Origin of the sequence: Corallococcus sp. AS-1-6 (assembly GCF_020037015.1) — a bacterium.
Taxonomy (GTDB): domain Bacteria; phylum Myxococcota; class Myxococcia; order Myxococcales; family Myxococcaceae; genus Corallococcus.
In genome coordinates, this window is sequence record NZ_JAIQDE010000031.1 from 101,436 (window position 1) to 118,194 (window position 16,759).

A 16,759-nucleotide genomic window follows, 5' to 3' on the forward strand; every position below is an offset into this window, starting at 1 on the left:
GGCGGGGTGGGTCCAGCCGGGAGGTCCGCCATCGTCACGGAGCTCGTCATCATCCTCTTGCTGGTCCTGGCCAACGGCGTCTTCGCCGGCGCCGAGCTGGGCCTGTTGTCCGTGCGCAAGACGCGGCTGAAGGAGCTCCTGGAGCAGGGCAGCAAGTCCGCGAAGGCGGTGGCGGCGCTGCGGGATGATCCGGAGCGGCTGCTCGCCACGGTGCAGATTGGCATCACGGTGATTGGCTCCACGGCGGCGGCCTTCGGCGGCGCGAGCATCGCGCAGCGGCTGGCGGGGGTGCTGGCCGGCCTGGGCGTGCCGGAGGCCACGGCGAGCCAGGTGGCGTTCGCGGCGGTGGTCGCGCTGGTGTCCTACCTGTCGCTGGTGCTGGGGGAGCTGGTGCCCAAGTCCCTGGCGCTGCGCTACTCCGAGCAGTACGCGCTGACGCTGGGCCGGCCGCTCAAGGCGTTGGCGTGGGTGATGCGGCCCCTGGTGTGGTTTCTCACCGCGAGCTCCAACGTGGTGCTGAAGCTCTTCGGGGACCGGACGAACTTCTCCGAGTCGCGCCTGTCCCCGGACGAGCTGCTCCAGTTGGTGGAGGAGGCGTCGAAGCAGGGCACGTTGGATCCGCGCGCGGGGGAGATCGCGTCACGCGCCTTCGAGCTGGGGGAGCTGACGCTGGGCGAGGTGATGGTGACGCGCGAGCACATCGTCGCGTTGCGCCGGCACGCGGGCAACGAGGAGATCCGCCAGGTGCTGCTGGAGCACGGGCACTCGCGGATGCCGGTGTACGAGGGCACCATCGACAACGTGGTGGGCTACATCGTGGCCAAGGACCTGCTGGGCGTGGCCTGGGAGGGGCACCTCATCGTCCTGGAGGACGTGCTGCGCCCGCCGCTGTTCCTGGTGGAGTCCATGCGCGCCATCGCGGCGATGAAGGAGCTGCAGCGCCGGCGGATGCAGTTGGCCGTGGTGGTGGACGAGCACGGCGGCGTGGTGGGGCTGGTGACGGTGGAGGACCTGGTGGAGGAGCTGGTGGGAGACATCCTCAGCGAGTCCGAGACGCCGGAGGTGCTGGTGCGGCGCGAGGGCCCCACCGTCGCGGTGGTGCAGGGCGAGGCGAGCCTGCGCGAGGTGAACCGCGCGCTGGGGCTGGAGCTCGAGGAGAGCGAGGACTACTCCACCGTCGCGGGCCTGTGCATCGCGCTCGCGGGAGGCGCCATCCCCGAGCAGGGCGCGAAGCTGTCCATGCCGGATGGCACGGTGCTGGAGGTGCTGGAGGCGTCACCGCGCCGCGTGCGCGAGGTGCGCTTCCACCTGCCGGAGCAGCCCGTGCAGCCGGAGGCGTGACGCCGGGACGACCTCCTCCGTGGGAATCCACACGCGTACCCCGCCAGGCTGTTGGTGATGACGCACCGGGTCGTTATAACCCCGGATGGGACACCCCGGCCCCGGGAGGATCGCGCAGCGGATGTCGTCATCACCCCCACGTATCGCCTTCGCCATCGAGACGACGCTCGGCAACGCAGTGTTCCTGGACAACCTCCAGCGCGCGATGGCGCGGCGCAACGACATCGTCCCGGTGTGGCTGCCCATCGACGAGCACGCGGATGACGTCTGGGAGCAGTTGCCGCTGGTGCGCTCGCGGCTGTCGGTGCGCGGAGGGCTTCGGGCGAGGAGCGCGCTGAACCGGGCCTCCACGCGGGAGCCGGTGCGGGCCGCGGTGGTGCACACGCAGCGGCTGGCGCACCTGGCGCACGACTTCATGCGCCGCGTGCCGAGCGTCATCTCCACGGACGCCACGCCGAGCGGGCTGGAGGACTACCTGCGCTACTACGGCCTGCGCACGCAGCACGGGGGCTGGGTGGGCCGGGCGAAGAACGCGCTGCACCGGCGCACGTACGCCATCGCGAAGGGGATGCTGTCCTTCTCGCGGTTCACCAAGCGCTCGCTGGTGGAGGAGTACGGCGTGCCCGACGAGAGCGTGCACGTCGTCTGGCCCAGCGTGGACACGGCGCTGTGGCGGCCGGCGCCGGAGAAGAAGCCCCGGGACGGCGTGGTGCGGCTGCTCTTCGTGGGCGGCGACCTGGGGCGCAAGGGCGGCAAGCTGCTCTTGCGCTGGGCGCGGGAGACGCGGCGCAAGGGCTGGCACCTGGACCTGGTGACGTCCACGCCCTTCGAGGCGCCACCGGGCGTGCGCGTCCACGTGGGCGTGCAGCCGAACTCACCGGAGCTGATCGGCCTGGCGCAGGCGGCGGACCTCTTCGTGCTGCCGACGATGGCGGACATGTCGTCCTGGGCCATCGCGGAGGCGAAGGCCGCGGGCCTGGCGGTGGTGTCGACGCCCGCGGGCGGCGTGGGTGAGCTGGTGCGCGACGGCGTGGACGGGCGCATCGTGCCGGTGGGCGACTACGCGGCGCTGGCGCACACGCTGGACGCGCTGGTGCAGCAGCCGGACACGCTGGAGGCCATGGGCAGCGAGGCGCGCCGCATGGCCGAGGCGCACATGGACCTGGACACCACGTGCTCGCGGATGCTCGCGTTCATCCGCCAGGTGACGGGCGTCTGAGCGGTGGATGCGAACCCTCCGGGTAGCCGGAGCGATCAGGCCTGCCCCTCACCGAGCCGGACCTTGCCCGCCCTCCAGACCGGAGTGCGCGGAGTCCCTCCAGCGGGATGCCTTCTTCCTCGTTGCCAGGTGCTTGGATTCGACAGGCCCCCCCGCCGTACCTGAGCCGTGTGCAGTTCTGGGACTTCGCGGGTCATGGACTTGCACCGGGACGCCCTGGAGCGCAGATGAAGGCGCTGCCATGGCCGCGGAGGCCCTCGAAAGGAGCGCGATGATTTATCTGCGCCAGCCGTTGGAGCTCCCTCCGGGATGTTTGCGTACGTTCTTCTCGTCGCTACTCCGAGATGGGCGACGGCCATCCGCGAAGGGGCGGACGGAATGAGGACGCTCGACGAACTCGCCGAAGGGCCACCCCATGACGCGGCGCCCGCCGCCGACGCCTCGGTGAGCCAGCGCCGCTGGCGGACGACGGTGGGGCTGAAGGTGCTGATGGCCGTGACCGGCGTCGTGCTCGTCACGTTTCTCGTCCTCCATCTGCTCGGCAATCTGCTCGTCTACCAAGGCCCCACGGCGCTCAATTCATATTCTGCGTTCCTCGTCCGCGAACCCCTTCTCCTGTGGGTGGCCCGCGCGGTGCTTCTCCTCTCCGCGGTGCTCCACGTCGGCGCCGCCGTGCTGCTCTGGGCGCGAGACCGGCGCGCGCGTCCGGTGCGCTACCGCCGCGTGGCCCGGCGCTCCGCCACGGTAGCGTCTCGCACGATGCGGCTCACCGGCCTCGGGCTCGGCGGATTCATCGTGTTCCACATCCTGCACCTGACCGCCGGAATCATCGAGCCCGTGCCATTCAACGAACACGACGTGTATCGCAACGTGGTCGGGGGATTCAGCGTGGGCTGGGTCGCGGCGGCGTATCTCGGCGCCATGGGGCTCGTCGGGTTGCACGTCTGGCACGGAGCATGGGCGTCCTTGCGCAGCCTCGGGGTGTCGAGGCCCTCGCCCCAACCGAAGCATCGGCCAGTCGCGTGGCTCCTGGCCCTGCTTCTCTGGGGTGGCTTCACGAGCATTCCGCTCGCGGTCTGGCTCGGGTGGGTGCGCTAGTCATGGAGCTCAACGCCAAGATCCCGGAAGGACCGCTGCCTGCCAAGTGGGACCAGCGCCTGCGGGAAGGGCACCTCGTCGGGCCGAGCAACCGCCGCAAGTACACCATCCTCGTGGTCGGCTCAGGCCTGGCGGGAGCCTCCGCGGCGGCCTCGCTCGGCGAGCTCGGCTATCGCGTGCACTGCTTCTGCTTCCAGGACTCGCCGCGACGCGCGCACAGCATCGCCGCGCAGGGCGGCATCAACGCCGCGAAGAACTACCGCAACGACGGGGACAGCATCTGGCGGCTCTTCTACGACACGCTCAAGGGCGGCGACTTTCGCTCGCGAGAGGCAAACGTCTACCGGCTCGCCCAGGTCAGCAATCAAATCATCGACCATTGTGTGGCCCAGGGGATTCCGTTCGCCCGTGAGTACGGGGGAACATTGGCGACACGCTCGTTCGGGGGCGCGCTCGTCTCGCGGACCTTCTACGCGCGCGGGCAAACCGGGCAGCAACTCCTCCTTGGCGCGTACCAGGCGCTCGAGCGGCAAGTCCAGTCTGGACAGGTGCGCATGCACGCGAGGACCGAGATGCTCGATCTCGTCGTCGCGGATGGCCGGGCGCGAGGGATCGTCGTGCGCGATCTGCTGACCGGAGCACTTGGCTCGTTCGCCGGCGATGCGGTGATCCTCGCAACCGGAGGTTACGGCAACGTCTACCATCTATCGACGAACGCGCGCGGGTCCAATGCTACCGCGATCTGGCGTGCGCATCGCAGGGGCGCCGGCTTCGCGAATCCGTGCTTCACGCAGATCCACCCTACCTGCATCCCGGCGAGCGGCCCCCACCAGTCGAAGCTGACGCTGATGAGCGAATCGCTCCGCAACGACGGGCGAGTCTGGGTGCCGAAGCGCAAAGGGGACCGGCGCGCTCCGTGCGACATCCCGGACGACGAGCGAGACTATTACCTCGAGCGGCGGTACCCGACTTACGGCAACCTGGCACCTCGGGACATCGCCTCGCGCGCGGCGAAGGAGATCTGCGACGAGGGAATGGGCGTGGGTCCGGGCGGACGTGGCGTCTACCTCGATCTCGACGAGGCGCTGCGCCGTATCGGCAAGAGTGCAATCCGCGAGCGCTACGGAAACCTGCTTGAGATGTACGAGCGGATCACTGGCGAGGATCCATACCGCGTGCCGATGCGAATCTACCCGGCGGTCCACTACACCATGGGCGGCCTCTGGGTGGACTACGATCTGCGGAGCACGCTTGCGGGACTGTACGTTCTTGGCGAGGCCAACTTCTCCGACCACGGGGCAAACCGCCTGGGCGCGAGCGCCCTCATGCAGGGGCTCGCCGATGGATACTTCATCGTTCCGAACACGATCGCCGCCGGGTTGGCGCGCGCCGGGCCATCACCCCTCGACCCGGAGCACCCGGCGTTCCGAGATGCGGAGCGCGGCGCCAGGGCGAAGCTCGATCGCCTCATCGCCTCGCGAGGCACGCGGACCGTGGAGGATCACTTCCGGGAGCTCGGCGCCCTCCTCTGGGAGCACTGTGGCATGGCACGCAGCGAGCGCGGGCTCTCGGCGGCGCTCGAGCGGATCCCCGTGCTGCGGAGCGAGTTCGAACGCGATCTCCGGCTACCCGATACCGGGGCAACACTGAACGAGTCGCTGGAGCGCGCCGGGCACCTCGCTGACTACTACGAGCTCGCGGAGCTGATGTGCCGCGACGCGCTCGAGCGAGACGAATCCTGCGGCGCGCATTTCCGGGAGGAGCACCAGACACCCGACGGCGAGGCGCGACGCGACGACCAACACTTCGCCCACGTCGCGGTGTGGGAGCACCAGGACGGGGGCAGGCCACCGCTCCTCCACAAGGAGCCGCTCTCGTTCGAGGCGGTCCCCCCCTCCACCAGGACCTACAAGTGAGAACGGGCCCCAAGCGGTGGGTGGGGAGCCTGAAGACAGGCAAAGGGCCGCGTGGATTGCGGAAACGGAGCGTTCGCTTCCGCCTGCTCATGGGGCGCCAGGCGCGCTGCGACGCGACACGCTTTTCGGGAGAAAGGGGCTCGACGTGAACTTCGTTTTACAGCTCTGGAGGCAGAAGAACCCTCGTGCCGAGGGGGCCTTCAGCCGTTACGAGGTCGGGGGGATCACGCCCGACATGTCCTTTCTGGAGATGCTCGACACCCTGAACGAGCAGCTCGCGTCCAAAGGAGAAGCGCCAGTCGCCTTCGAGAGCGACTGCCGCGAGGGGATCTGCGGCTCGTGCGGCGTCATGATCAACGGCGCGGCGCACGGCCCCATCGGGGGTACGACGGTCTGTCAGCTCTACATGCGTCACTTCTCCGATGGTGAGGAGCTCGTGATCGAGCCGTGGCGAGCGCGGGCGTTCCCGGTGCTCAGGGACCTGATCGTGGACCGGAGCGCCTTCGATCGGATCATCTCCGCCGGCGGCTTCATCTCGGTTCCGACCGGGGCGGCCCCCGAGGCAAGCAGCGCGCTGGTCCCGAAACAAGGCGCTGACGCAGCGATGGACTCCGCGGCCTGCATCGGCTGTGGGGCTTGCGTCGCGGCCTGCCCCAATGCATCGGCGGCACTCTTTGTCGGGGCCAAGCTCTCTCATCTGGGCCTCTTGCCGCAGGGGCAGCCGGAGCGCGCGCGCCGGGCGCTCGCCATGGTGGCGCGGATGGACGACGAGGGCTTCGGCAACTGCAGTTGGCACGGGGAGTGCCAGGCGGCGTGCCCCAAATCCATCAGCATCGACACCATTGCGCGCACGAGCCGTGACTGGAGCCGGGCGAAGCTGGCCGCCGGGCGGCGGTCCACGCCCGACCGCACCAACGACTCCGTGAGCGAACCGTAATGGTGAAACGGTGCAGCGCTTCCGGCGCTTCGAAAGAGGGGGTTACACCCGACGCCGTGCGCGACTTTCGAACGCGGCTCACCGCGGGAGAAGAGGTCGTCGATCCCGAGACCTGGGCGGGCTCTCTCCCCGCCGCCTTCGGGATCGCGCCACGGGTACGGATTGGCGCGAACCGCTGGTTCAACCTGCTCTGGATGATCCCGCTCGGCTTCGTGGCCTTGATCGCGGCGATCTCCGTGGCGAAGGAGCTCCGCACGATGCCGGAGGTCCAGCAGTTCATCCTCCGACACCCGGGGACCGGCTTCGCCACCCGCTTCGCCACCGCGATGCCGGTCTGGCTGCGCGTTCAGCACTTCTTGAACTTGTTCTTCCTGCTCTTCATCATCCGGTCTGGGCTGCAGATCCTGGCCGACCATCCCCGGCTGTATTGGACGCGGCACTCGACGCCCGGGCGAGAGTGGCTCCGCATGCAGAAGAAGGTGCCTGACGTCCCGCTCTGGACCGCCAAACAGGACTCCATCACCCTGCCGAAACACCTCGGGCTGCCGGGCATCCGCCATTCTATTGGGCTGGCACGCTGGTGGCACCTCGGCGTCGACATGCTCTGGCTCGCCAACGGGATCGTCTTCTACGTCCTCTTGTTTTCGACGGGAGAATGGCGTCGGCTCGTCCCGACGAACTGGCAGGTCTTCCCCGATGCCGCGTCGGTCCTCCTCCAGTACCTGTCCCTCGATTGGCCTGTCGACAACGGCTGGGCCGCATACAACGGGCTGCAGGCCATCGCCTATTTCATCACCGTCTTCGTGGCCGCGCCGCTCGCCCTCGTGACCGGGCTGGGCATGTCACCCGCGCTCTCCACCCGGTTCAGGCGCGTCAGCAAGCGGCTCAGCATCCAGATGGCTCGCTCGCTGCACTTCCTCGTCCTCTGCTGGTTCCTCCTCTTCATCGTCGTTCACGTCACCCTGGTCTTCACGACCGGCGCGCTGCGGAACTTGAACCACATCTACGCGGGGGTCGACAGCGGCGACTGGGTCGGGTTCGGAATGTTCGCGGCGTCGATGGTGGTGGTCACGGTCGCTTGGGTCGCCGCGACCCCCGTGACCCTGCGACATCCGCGCTGGGTGCAGCGGCTCGGCTTCGCCCTGATCGGCCCGGTGCAGCGACTGTTCGAGCATGCGGATGCGAAACCCGGCGAATACTCGGAGAGCGATATCTCCCCGTACTTCTGGCACAACGGCAAGTATCCCGAGTCGGCCGAGTACCGGGCACTCTTCAATGGCCAGTTCGCGAGCTATCGGCTCCGGGTCGGCGGACTCGTCGAGAAGCCGGTCGAGTTGAGTCTGGCCGAGCTGCGCGCCCTGCCGTACCACGAGCAGATCACCCAACACTTCTGCATCCAGGGATGGTCGGGCGTCGCCAGATGGGGTGGCGTCTCGATGCAGACCGTCCTCGACCTGGTCAAGCCCAAGCCGGAAGCGAAGTGGGTGGTGTTCTATTCGCTCGGCGACGGTCCGGACCAGGGCCTCTACTACGACGCGCACCCCATCAAGCAGATGAGCTACCACCTGACGATGCTGGCCTACGACATGAACGGCCAACCACTGTCTTACGGTCACGGGGCGCCGCTTCGCCTTCGCAACGAGGTCCAGCTCGGCTTCAAGCAGGTGAAGTGGATCGCCGGCATCGAGTTCGTAGCCGACTACTCCGAGGTCGGCGGCGGGCAGGGCGGCTACAACGAAGACCACGAGTTCTTCGGGTATCGGCAGTCGATCTGACAAGCCGGGCCCCCCGCTGCTACCCGTGCGACGGTCCGAACACCGCAAGACCCGGCCGGAAACGACGAAGGGCCCGGGATTATTGGGAAAAATCCCCAACAATCCCGGGCCCTTGTCTCTGCGCGCGATGCAGGATTCGAACCTGCGGCCTTTGGCTCCGGAGGCCAACGCTCTATCCAGCTGAGCTAATCGCGCAGAACCGCTTTCCGGTGTGGGAGGAGTAACCGAAGTCCCCAGACGACGCAAGCACGCAATCCTGACCTGCCGTGGACTAGACCCGGGGACATGAACCGCGCTCCCCTGCTATCCGCCTGTCTCCTCGCCGCCTGCCTGGCCTGCACGGAGTCACCCCGGACGCCCGCGGCGTCCCCCGCCCCGAGCCCGACCATGCCCACCCCGCCCAAGCCCGCCCCTCCCCCTGCCCCGCCTGCCTCCAAGCCGAGCGCCCCGGCCGCGGCGGCGTGCTCGGCGAGCCGGCTGAGCCCCATCCCCAAGCCCACCGCCACGCCCCTGCCCCCGGCCGTGGCGTCCATGCGCGAGCGCATCATCAAGGCCGCCGTGGCGTGCGACTACGCGGGGCTCCAGAAGCTGGGCGACGAGAAGGGCAAGAGCGTGCGCTTCTCCTACGACCCCGACCAGGACATGGCCACCACCTGGCGCATCCAGGAGGAGTGGAAGGACAGCCCGCAGCCAGTGCTGGCGCGGCTGGTCCACGTCCTCAACCTCCCCTTCTACCAGGAGGGCAACCTCTACTGGTGGCCCACCGCCTTCCGCGAGGGCGCCACCGACGCGGACTTCGCCCTGCTCAAGGGCATCTATCCGGACGAGATGATCGCCGACATGCGCAAGGAGAAGAGCTACATCGGCATGCGCGTGGGCATCTCCGTGGACGGCGACTGGCAGGCCGCCATCCAGGGCGACTGACTTCGCCCCCGGTCAGTCGCCGGTGACGAAGCGAGCGACAGCCTCCTGGACCTCCGCGTCGCCCATCATCGCGACGTGGTCCGCCCGCGTCTCCAGCCGGTCCACGTGGAGCGGCTGCGGCGGCAGGGCCCGCGCCGTCAGAACCGAACCGTCTCCGTCCGCGAGCACCGGATCCTCGAACGTGGGCTTCCCGCCGATGATCCGGAACGACTTGATCAACGGGTGCCCCACGCCCACCACCGCCAGCGTGCGGAAGGGCGGCGGAGGCCCGTCGTTCTCGGAGAGGGCCCGCGCCAGCTCCGAGCGCGCCGCCAGCATGCGCTCCAGCCACTGGCGATACGCGGGCAGCGGTTGCACCGCCGGGTCCTGGAACACGCCCCACCCGCCTTCGACCCACGCGTCCGGGCGGTAGGCATCGAACGTCACCGGCTGGCCGCTCGCGTCCACGAAGAAGTCGCTCTGCGCGGGCAGGAGATGGAACGCGGACGCGAAGGTGAAGAGCGCCTCCGGTGACAGGAGCGCCCGGTTGCGCCCCACCGGCGTGCCCAGGGTGAAGTCGTCGAACATGCCCGGCGCGCCCCGGAACGGCGTGCCCAGGAACACCACGCGCTTCACGTGGCGGGCGCCCGCCCACGTGGGCTCGCCCGTGTCGTCGCCAGTGCCGTAGCGCAGGCAGTGCAGCGTGACGAGCCCGCCCATGCTGTGCGCCACCAGGTTCACCTTCACCCGGCCGCCCCGCGCCTCCGCGAGCGAGTCCAGCAGCGCGCACAGCCGCTTCGCCGTCACGCGGTTGTCCTGCCGCCAGTCGTAGTCGAAGACGACGAAGCCCGGCAGCCGCTCGCGCCCGAACTCCAGGAAGCCCTTGTAGACGTCGTAGCGCGCCACCCACGGCAGCACCGTGAAGCGCGTCACCGGCCCGTCCGCTTCGAGCGGCCCGAAGCCCGGCGCCGCCCGCTGTCCGGGAAACGGCAGCGCCAGCGAACGCTCACCGCGCGTCAGCACGTCGCCCACGGACACCCAGGCCCGCTCGCGCTCGCCCTCCGCCGTCGCGAGGAACGACCCGCGGTACCCATGGATGAAGACCGTCACCTCCTCGCCCGTGGGCGGCGGCAACGCGACGCGGGACGCCGTGCAGGCGCTCAGCAATACCAGGGACGCAATCGGGAAGAGGCGCATGCGCCGCACCGTCCACTTCGCGGGCCCTCCACGCAAGGCCTCCGGCATCACCGGCCCGCACTCCGCCTCCCGGGCGCGCCGGGACCCGGCCGGGTCAGAACCGCCCTCCAGGACAGGTGTGGATTCAAGGCAACCCGGCTTGCATGCGAGGGCCGGACCCGTGCAAAAGGCACGGCCCACGCCCGGTGCGGGTCAAGGGGGTTCAAGCCATGGATGAAGTCGTCGTTCAATTGAAGGCACTTGCCCTGACCGAGGCGCTCCCGCTGCTGCTCAAGGTCATCGGGGCGCTGTTCATCTGGTTCATCGGGCGGACGGTCATCGCCGGCTTCCGCAAGGTGCTGGACATGGCCCTGCAGCGGCGGCAGTTGGACGCCACGCTGATCCGCTACGTCGGCTCGCTGTTCACCGGCACGCTCACGTTGATGCTGATCGTCGGCATCCTGGGGCTGATGGGCGTGGAAACCACGTCCTTCGCCGCGTTGATCGCCGCCGCGGGCATCGCCATCGGCGCGGCCTGGTCCGGGCTGCTGGCCAACTTCGCCGCGGGCGTCTTCCTGCTGGTGCTGCGCCCCTTCCGCGTGGGCGAGGAGATCGAAGCTGGCGGCGTGGTGGGCATCGTCCAGGAGATCGGCCTGTTCGTCACCACGATGGACACGTCGGACAACGTGCGGATCTCCGTGGGCAACAACCAGATGTTCAGCGACAACATCATCAACTACAGCCACCACCCGTACCGCAAGATGACGGTCAAGGTACCGCTGGTGCACGGCGTGGACGTGCGGGTGCTTCAGCACGCCCTGGTGGAGCGCATGGCCACGGTGAAGGGCGTCCAGGAGAAGCCCGTGCCGCAGGTGGAGATCGCGGAGTTCACGCTCCAGGGCCCCGTCCTGGCGGTGTGCATCTTCTGCAAGCCCACCGAGTACAACGACACGCAGGCCAACGTCGGGGACGCCATCGCGGAGATCCTCCAGGCCGTGGGCTACACCGTGCCCGCGCTGGCCGTGCTGGCCGCGCCGCCGCCCGTGGCGAAGGCAGGCTGAAACGCAGTCGATGAGCGGTGGAGAGCAGGCCCACCCCGGGCCTGCTCCCCCTCCATGCGGGAGGACGACCCCGCGAGCAGGCTCCCCTCTGAGCGACACCGTGAGTCCTTCCGGTGATGAGTTCGGGGATGCCGTCTCTTCCCATAAATACTCGAATTCACTCGGACTTCCGGCTGGGCGCCCCCATGACAGCCTGGTTGCCCACGGAATAGCGTGGCCAGTGTGGATTCGACCCACCCTCTGCTTCTCGCGAGAGAGCGGCTCAGGGGGGCATTCCGGAATCAACAGCAAGTCTGACTGCTCGTGAGTGCCACTGCCCCGGATGGCGCTCGCGATGGCGTCCCCGAGCGCGGAGTACACGAGATGAGCCAGGAGCTGTCGAAGCGGATCGCGAACCTCTCACCGGAGAAGCGCGCGGAGCTGCTCAAGAAGATGGCCGCGCAGAAGGCCATCGGCGGCAACTCCGCGCAGGGCCTCATCCCGGTGCAGGACCGCTCGCGTCCCCTGCCCCTCTCCTTCGCCCAGCAGCGCCTCTGGTTCATGGATCAGTTGAGGCCCGGCACCAGCCTCTACAACGTGCCCATGGCGGTGCGCCTGGAGGGCGTGCTCGACGCGGCCGTGCTGGAGCGCGCGTTGCGCGAAGTGGTGCGCCGGCATGAGGTGCTCCGCACCACCTTCCGCGAGGACGCCTCCGGCCCCGTGCAGGTGGTGTCTCCGGAGCCGGTGCTCACGCTGGAGCACCGCGACCTCCAGGACTCGCCGCCGGACGAAGCCTGGCGACTGGCGCGTGAAGCCGCGGCCCAGCCCTTCGACCTCGCGAAGGGCCCGCTGCTGCGCGCGCTGCTGCTGACGTCGGCGCCGGGAGAGCACCTGCTCGTCGTGGTGGTGCACCACATCGTCTCCGATGGTTGGTCCATGACGCTGCTGGTGCGTGAGGTGGCGCTGCTCTACGGCGCCTTCGCGCGAGGCCAGGCAGTGCCCCTGCCCCCGCTGGGCATTCAGTACGCCGACTTCGGCGTCTGGCAGCGCGAGTGGATGCAGGGGCCTCGGCTGGAGAAGCAGCTCGATTACTGGAAGCGGCAGTTGGCCGGAGTGCCCTCCGCGCTGGAGCTGCCCACGGACTTCCCCCGCCCCGCGGCCCGCAGCGGCCAGGGCGCCCGGCATGAACTCCTGCTGTCGCGTGAGCTGACGGACGCGCTGAGGGCCCTGGCGCAGCAGGAGGGCGCCTCGCTCTACATGGTGCTGCTGACGGGCTGGCAGGTGCTGCTGTCGCGCTACGCGGGGCAGGAGGACGTGACGGTGGGCTCGCCGGTGGCGGGCCGGACGCGTGGCGAGGTGGAGGGCCTCATCGGCCTGTTCGTCAACACGGTGGCGCTGCGCACGCAGGTGGAGCCCTCCACGTCCTTCCGCGCGCTGCTGCACCAGGTGCGAGAGACGGTGCTCGCGGCCCATGAGCACCAGGAGTTCCCCTTCGAGCGGCTGGTGGAGGAGCTGCGCCCGGAGCGCACCCAGGGGCGCACGCCGTTCTTCCAGGTGATGCTCACGCTCCAGGCCTCCTTCCGCGGCGCGGCGTCCGTGGAGGGCGTGAAGCTGGAGGCGATGGAGCTGGACACGCTCACGTCGAAGTTCGACCTGTTGCTCCAGGTGCTGGAGACGGAAGCGGGCCTCAAGGGCTTCCTCGAGTACGACACCGACCTCTTCGCCGCGCCCACGATGGCGCGCATGGCGGAGCACCTGCGCGTGCTCCTGGAGGGCGCCGTCCGCCGTCCGGGCGAGGCCGTCTCCCGCCTGCCGCTGCTCACCGACGCCGAGCGCCACGAGGTGCTCCTCGCCTGGCAGCCGCCCCGCCCCGCCCCGCTGCCGTGGAGCACCCAGCACGGCGCCTTCGAAGCCCAGGTGGACCTCACGCCGGACGCGGTCGCCGTCACCTTCGGGGACGAGTCGCTCACGTACGCGCAACTGGAGGCCCGAGCGTCGCGCCTGGCGCGGCACCTGCGCCGGCTGGGCGTGGGCACTGAGGCGCGGGTGGGCCTGTGCGTGGAGCGTTCGCTCGACATGCTGGTGGCGGTGCTCGCCGTGCTGAAGGCCGGGGGCACCTACGTGCCGCTGGACCCGGCGTTTCCCACGGAGCGCCTGGCCTACATGGAGGAAGCGAGCGGGATGCCGGTGCTGGTGTCGCAGCGCTCGCTGGAGTCCCTCCTGCCGCCGCACTCGGCGCGCGTGGTGCTGCTGGACGGAGACGCGGAGGCCATCGCGTCGGAGGACGGCTCGCCGCTGCGCGACGCGGCGCCGCCGGAGGCCGTGGCGTACGTGCTCTTCACGTCCGGCAGCACCGGCCGTCCCAAGGGCGTGCAGGTGCCGCACGCCGCGGTGGCGCGCTTCCTGGCGGCGCTGCGCGAGACGATCGGCATGTCCTCGAAGGACGTGCTGGTGGCCGTCACCACGCTGTCGTTCGACATCGCGGTGCTGGAGCTGTTCCTCCCGCTGTCGGTGGGCGGGCAGGTCGTCATCGCGTCGCGGGACATCGCCGTGGACGGCTCGCGGTTGGGGGGCCTGCTGCGGCAGTGCGGGGCGACGGTGCTCCAGGCGACACCCAGCACCTGGCGGCTGCTGCTGGAGACGGACTGGCAGGGGCCCGGGCTGACGGCGCTCACCGGCGGCGAGGCCCTGCCGCGCGAGCTGGCCGAGTCGCTGTTCCAGCGCTGCCGCGTGCTGTGGAACGTGTATGGCCCCACGGAGACGACGGTGTGGTCCACCGCGCACGCGGTGGCCTCGGGGACGGGCAGCGTGCCGATTGGCCGGCCCATCTCCGGCACGCAGGTGTACGTGCTGGACAGCGGGCTGAACCCGGTGCCGCGCGGCGTGCCGGGCGAGCTGTTCATCGGCGGAGAGGGCGTCACCCGCGGCTACCTCCACCGGCCGGACCTCACGGCGGAGCGCTTCCTCCCGGACGCGTACGGCGGGGCGCCGGGCCTGCGCGTGTACCGCACGGGCGACCGCGTGCGGTGGGCCGCGGATGGCGTGCTGGAGTACCTCAACCGCGTCGACACCCAGGTGAAGCTGCGCGGCTACCGCATCGAACTGGGAGAGATTGAAGCGGTGCTGAGCCAGGCCCCGGGCGTGCGCGACGCCGCCGTGGTGGTGCGAGGCAGCGGGGCCGACGCGCGGCTCGTGGGTTACGTGGTGGCGCGGCCCGGGCAGACGCTGGAGTCGCAGGCCCTGCGCGCGCTCATGAAGGAGCGGCTGCCCGAGTACATGGTGCCGTCCTCGCTGGTCGTGCTGGACGCGATGCCCCTGACGCCCAACGGAAAGGTGGACCGCAAGGCCCTGCCCGTGCCGGACGTGTCCACGGAAGCCGCGCGCGAGTTCGTCGCGCCGCGCACGCCCATGGAGGCGCAGGTCGCGGAGCTCTACGCGTCGCTGCTCCAGGTACAGCGGGTGGGCGCCACCGACAGCTTCTTCGAGCTGGGCGGGCACTCGCTGCTGGCCACGCGGCTGACGTCGCGGTTGCGCACGGCGTACCAGGTGGACCTGCCCCTGCAGGCGTTGTTCGAGTCCCCCACCGTGGCGGAGCTGGCGGCGCGCATCGCGGCCTCGGCGAAAGATGCACGCTTCGAGGGTCCGCCCCCGGTGGTGCCGGTGCCGCGCACCCAGAAGCTGCCCGCGTCCTTCGCGCAGCAGCGCCTCTGGGTGCTGGAGCAGTTGGACCCGGGCTCGGCCGCGTACAACATGCCGTTCTCGCTGCGGCTGACCGGGGCGCTGAACCTGGAGGCCCTGCGCCGAGCCCTGGAGCTGGTGGTGCACCGGCATGAGGCGCTGCGCACCACCCTGCGAGGGGACGTCGGCACGCCCGTGCAGGTCATCGCTCCGCCCGAGCCGCTGGTGTTGCCGGTGGTGGACCTGCGCGCCCTTTCACCGGAGCAGCGCGACGCGGAGGTGAAGCGGCGCTCGGAGCTGGAGGTGCGGCTTCCGTTCAACCTGGAGGCGGGGCCGCTGCTGCGCGTGTCGGCGCTGGTGCTGGATGCGCAAGAGCACCTGCTGCTGCTGACCGTCCACCACGCCGTCTTCGACGGCTGGTCCATGAGCATCCTGATGCGGGAGCTGTCGGAGTCCTACCGGGCCCTGGTGGCGGGGACACACCCCGTCCTGCCCGCGCTGCCCTTCCAGTACGCGGACTTCGCGGTGTGGCAGCGCCAGTGGTTGTCGGGCGCGGAGAAGGAGCGGCAGCTCGACTGGTGGTGCCAGCAGCTCGAGGGAATGCCGTCCGTGCTGGAGTTGCCCACCGACCGTCCGCGAGGCCTCCGCAAGGCGCACCCCGGCGCCCTGATGCAGGTCGCGTTCCCCCTGGAGCTGACGCGGGCCGTGGAGGCCCTCTGCGTGCGTGAGGGCATCACGCCGTTCATGTTCCTGCTCGGCGCGCTCCAGGTGTTGATCGGGCGGTACTCCGGCCAGGACGACGTGAGCATCGGGTCCTCCGTGGCGGGCCGGAATGACGCGCAGTTGGAGGGACTGCTCGGGTTCTTCATCAACACGCTCGTGCTGCGCACCCGGATGGGAGGAGAGCCGACCGTGCGGGAGCTGCTGGGCCGCGTGCGCACCACCACGCTGGGGGTGCTCGCGAACCAGCACGTGCCGTTCGAGGAGCTCCAGCCGATGCGCGACCTGCGCGGGTCGCCGTTGTTCAACGTGCTGTTCCTCATGCAGAACATCCCGGAGGTGGACCTCTCGCTCGCGGGCGTGAAGGTGCGGGTCGAGGAGCGCATGGGCGCCTCCGCGAAGTTCGAACTCACGCTATCGCTCACGCGGAGCGAGTCCGGCTTCACGGGAGAGCTGGAGTACGACACCGACCTCTTCGACAGGTCGACCGTCGCGCGGATGATGCGGCACCTGCGGCTGCTCGTGGAGGGCTTCGTCGCGCATCCGGATCAGCGCGTGTCGTCGCTGCGGTTGCTCGAGGGGGAGGAGCGGCAGCAGGTGCTGGTGGAGTGGAACGCGACGCATGCGCCCTTCCCCGAAGCGTGCATGCATTCACTCTTCGAGGCACAGGTGCGCCGTGCTCCGGACGCGGTGGCCGCCGTCTTCGAGGGGACGCACCTGACGTATGCGCAGTTGGACGCGCGCGCCAATCAGCTCGCCCATGCCCTGCGCCGTCGGGGCGTGGGCCCTGAGGTCCGCGTCGCGCTCAGCGTCGAGCGTTCTCTCGACGTCGTTGTCGGGTTGCTTGGCATCCTGAAGGCCGGTGGCGCCTGGGTACCGGTGGATCCGCTCCTGCCTCGGGAGCGCCTGGCCTTCATGCTGGAGGACAGCGCGGCCCAGGTGCTCGTCACCCAGCA

Annotated in this window: 10 protein-coding genes and 1 tRNA gene; 9 read left to right on the forward strand and 2 right to left on the reverse strand. The window is 69.7% G+C overall.

What is annotated here, in order from left to right; all coding sequences use genetic code 11:
* Positions 1 to 57 precede the first annotated feature (57 nt).
* The 6 genes from K8612_RS32760 to K8612_RS32785 all read left to right on the forward strand — a co-directional run bounded on the left by K8612_RS32760 (position 58) and on the right by K8612_RS32785 (position 8,286).
* Positions 58 to 1,341 (forward strand): hemolysin family protein, encoded by a 1,284-nt coding sequence (locus K8612_RS32760; RefSeq protein WP_223743878.1) that lies wholly within the window; start codon positions 58 to 60, stop codon positions 1,339 to 1,341.
* A 121-nt stretch (positions 1,342 to 1,462) separates the two neighbouring features.
* Entirely contained in the window at positions 1,463 to 2,560 is a 1,098-nt protein-coding gene (locus tag K8612_RS32765; RefSeq protein WP_223743791.1) for a glycosyltransferase family 4 protein, read from the forward strand.
* Between the two features lie 378 nt (positions 2,561 to 2,938).
* Entirely contained in the window at positions 2,939 to 3,658 is a 720-nt protein-coding gene (locus K8612_RS32770; protein WP_223765109.1) for a succinate dehydrogenase cytochrome b subunit, read from the forward strand.
* Between the two features lie 2 nt (positions 3,659 to 3,660).
* A complete protein-coding gene (locus K8612_RS32775) occupies positions 3,661 to 5,574 on the forward strand; it encodes a fumarate reductase/succinate dehydrogenase flavoprotein subunit (protein WP_223765110.1) in 1,914 nt (637 codons plus the stop codon).
* 145 nt (positions 5,575 to 5,719) lie between these two features.
* Entirely contained in the window at positions 5,720 to 6,511 is a 792-nt protein-coding gene (locus K8612_RS32780; RefSeq protein ID WP_223765111.1) for a succinate dehydrogenase/fumarate reductase iron-sulfur subunit, read from the forward strand.
* A gap of 56 nt (positions 6,512 to 6,567) precedes the next feature.
* Entirely contained in the window at positions 6,568 to 8,286 is a 1,719-nt protein-coding gene (locus tag K8612_RS32785) for a molybdopterin-dependent oxidoreductase (protein ID WP_223765112.1), read from the forward strand.
* Between the two features lie 121 nt (positions 8,287 to 8,407).
* On the opposite strand, the gene K8612_RS32790 is transcribed toward K8612_RS32785, so the two are convergent.
* Positions 8,408 to 8,481 (reverse strand) — tRNA-Arg (locus tag K8612_RS32790).
* Positions 8,482 to 8,673: 192 nt separating this feature from the next.
* Between K8612_RS32790 and K8612_RS32795 the strand changes: the two genes are divergently transcribed.
* Complete coding sequence (locus K8612_RS32795; protein ID WP_223743790.1) at positions 8,674 to 9,210, forward strand: hypothetical protein; 537 nt, start codon at positions 8,674 to 8,676, stop codon at positions 9,208 to 9,210.
* Between the two features lie 12 nt (positions 9,211 to 9,222).
* Here K8612_RS32795 and K8612_RS32800 read toward each other — a convergent pair whose 3' ends face one another.
* Entirely contained in the window at positions 9,223 to 10,386 is a 1,164-nt protein-coding gene (locus tag K8612_RS32800) for a hypothetical protein (RefSeq protein ID WP_223765113.1), read from the reverse strand.
* A gap of 209 nt (positions 10,387 to 10,595) precedes the next feature.
* On the opposite strand from K8612_RS32800, the gene K8612_RS32805 reads away from it, so the two are divergent.
* Both K8612_RS32805 and K8612_RS32810 read left to right on the forward strand, forming a co-directional pair.
* A complete protein-coding gene (locus K8612_RS32805; RefSeq protein WP_223743788.1) occupies positions 10,596 to 11,426 on the forward strand; it encodes a mechanosensitive ion channel family protein in 831 nt (276 codons plus the stop codon).
* A 363-nt stretch (positions 11,427 to 11,789) separates the two neighbouring features.
* Positions 11,790 to 16,759 (forward strand): non-ribosomal peptide synthetase (locus tag K8612_RS32810; RefSeq protein ID WP_223765114.1); only part of this gene is annotated, 4,970 nt, incomplete at its 3' end.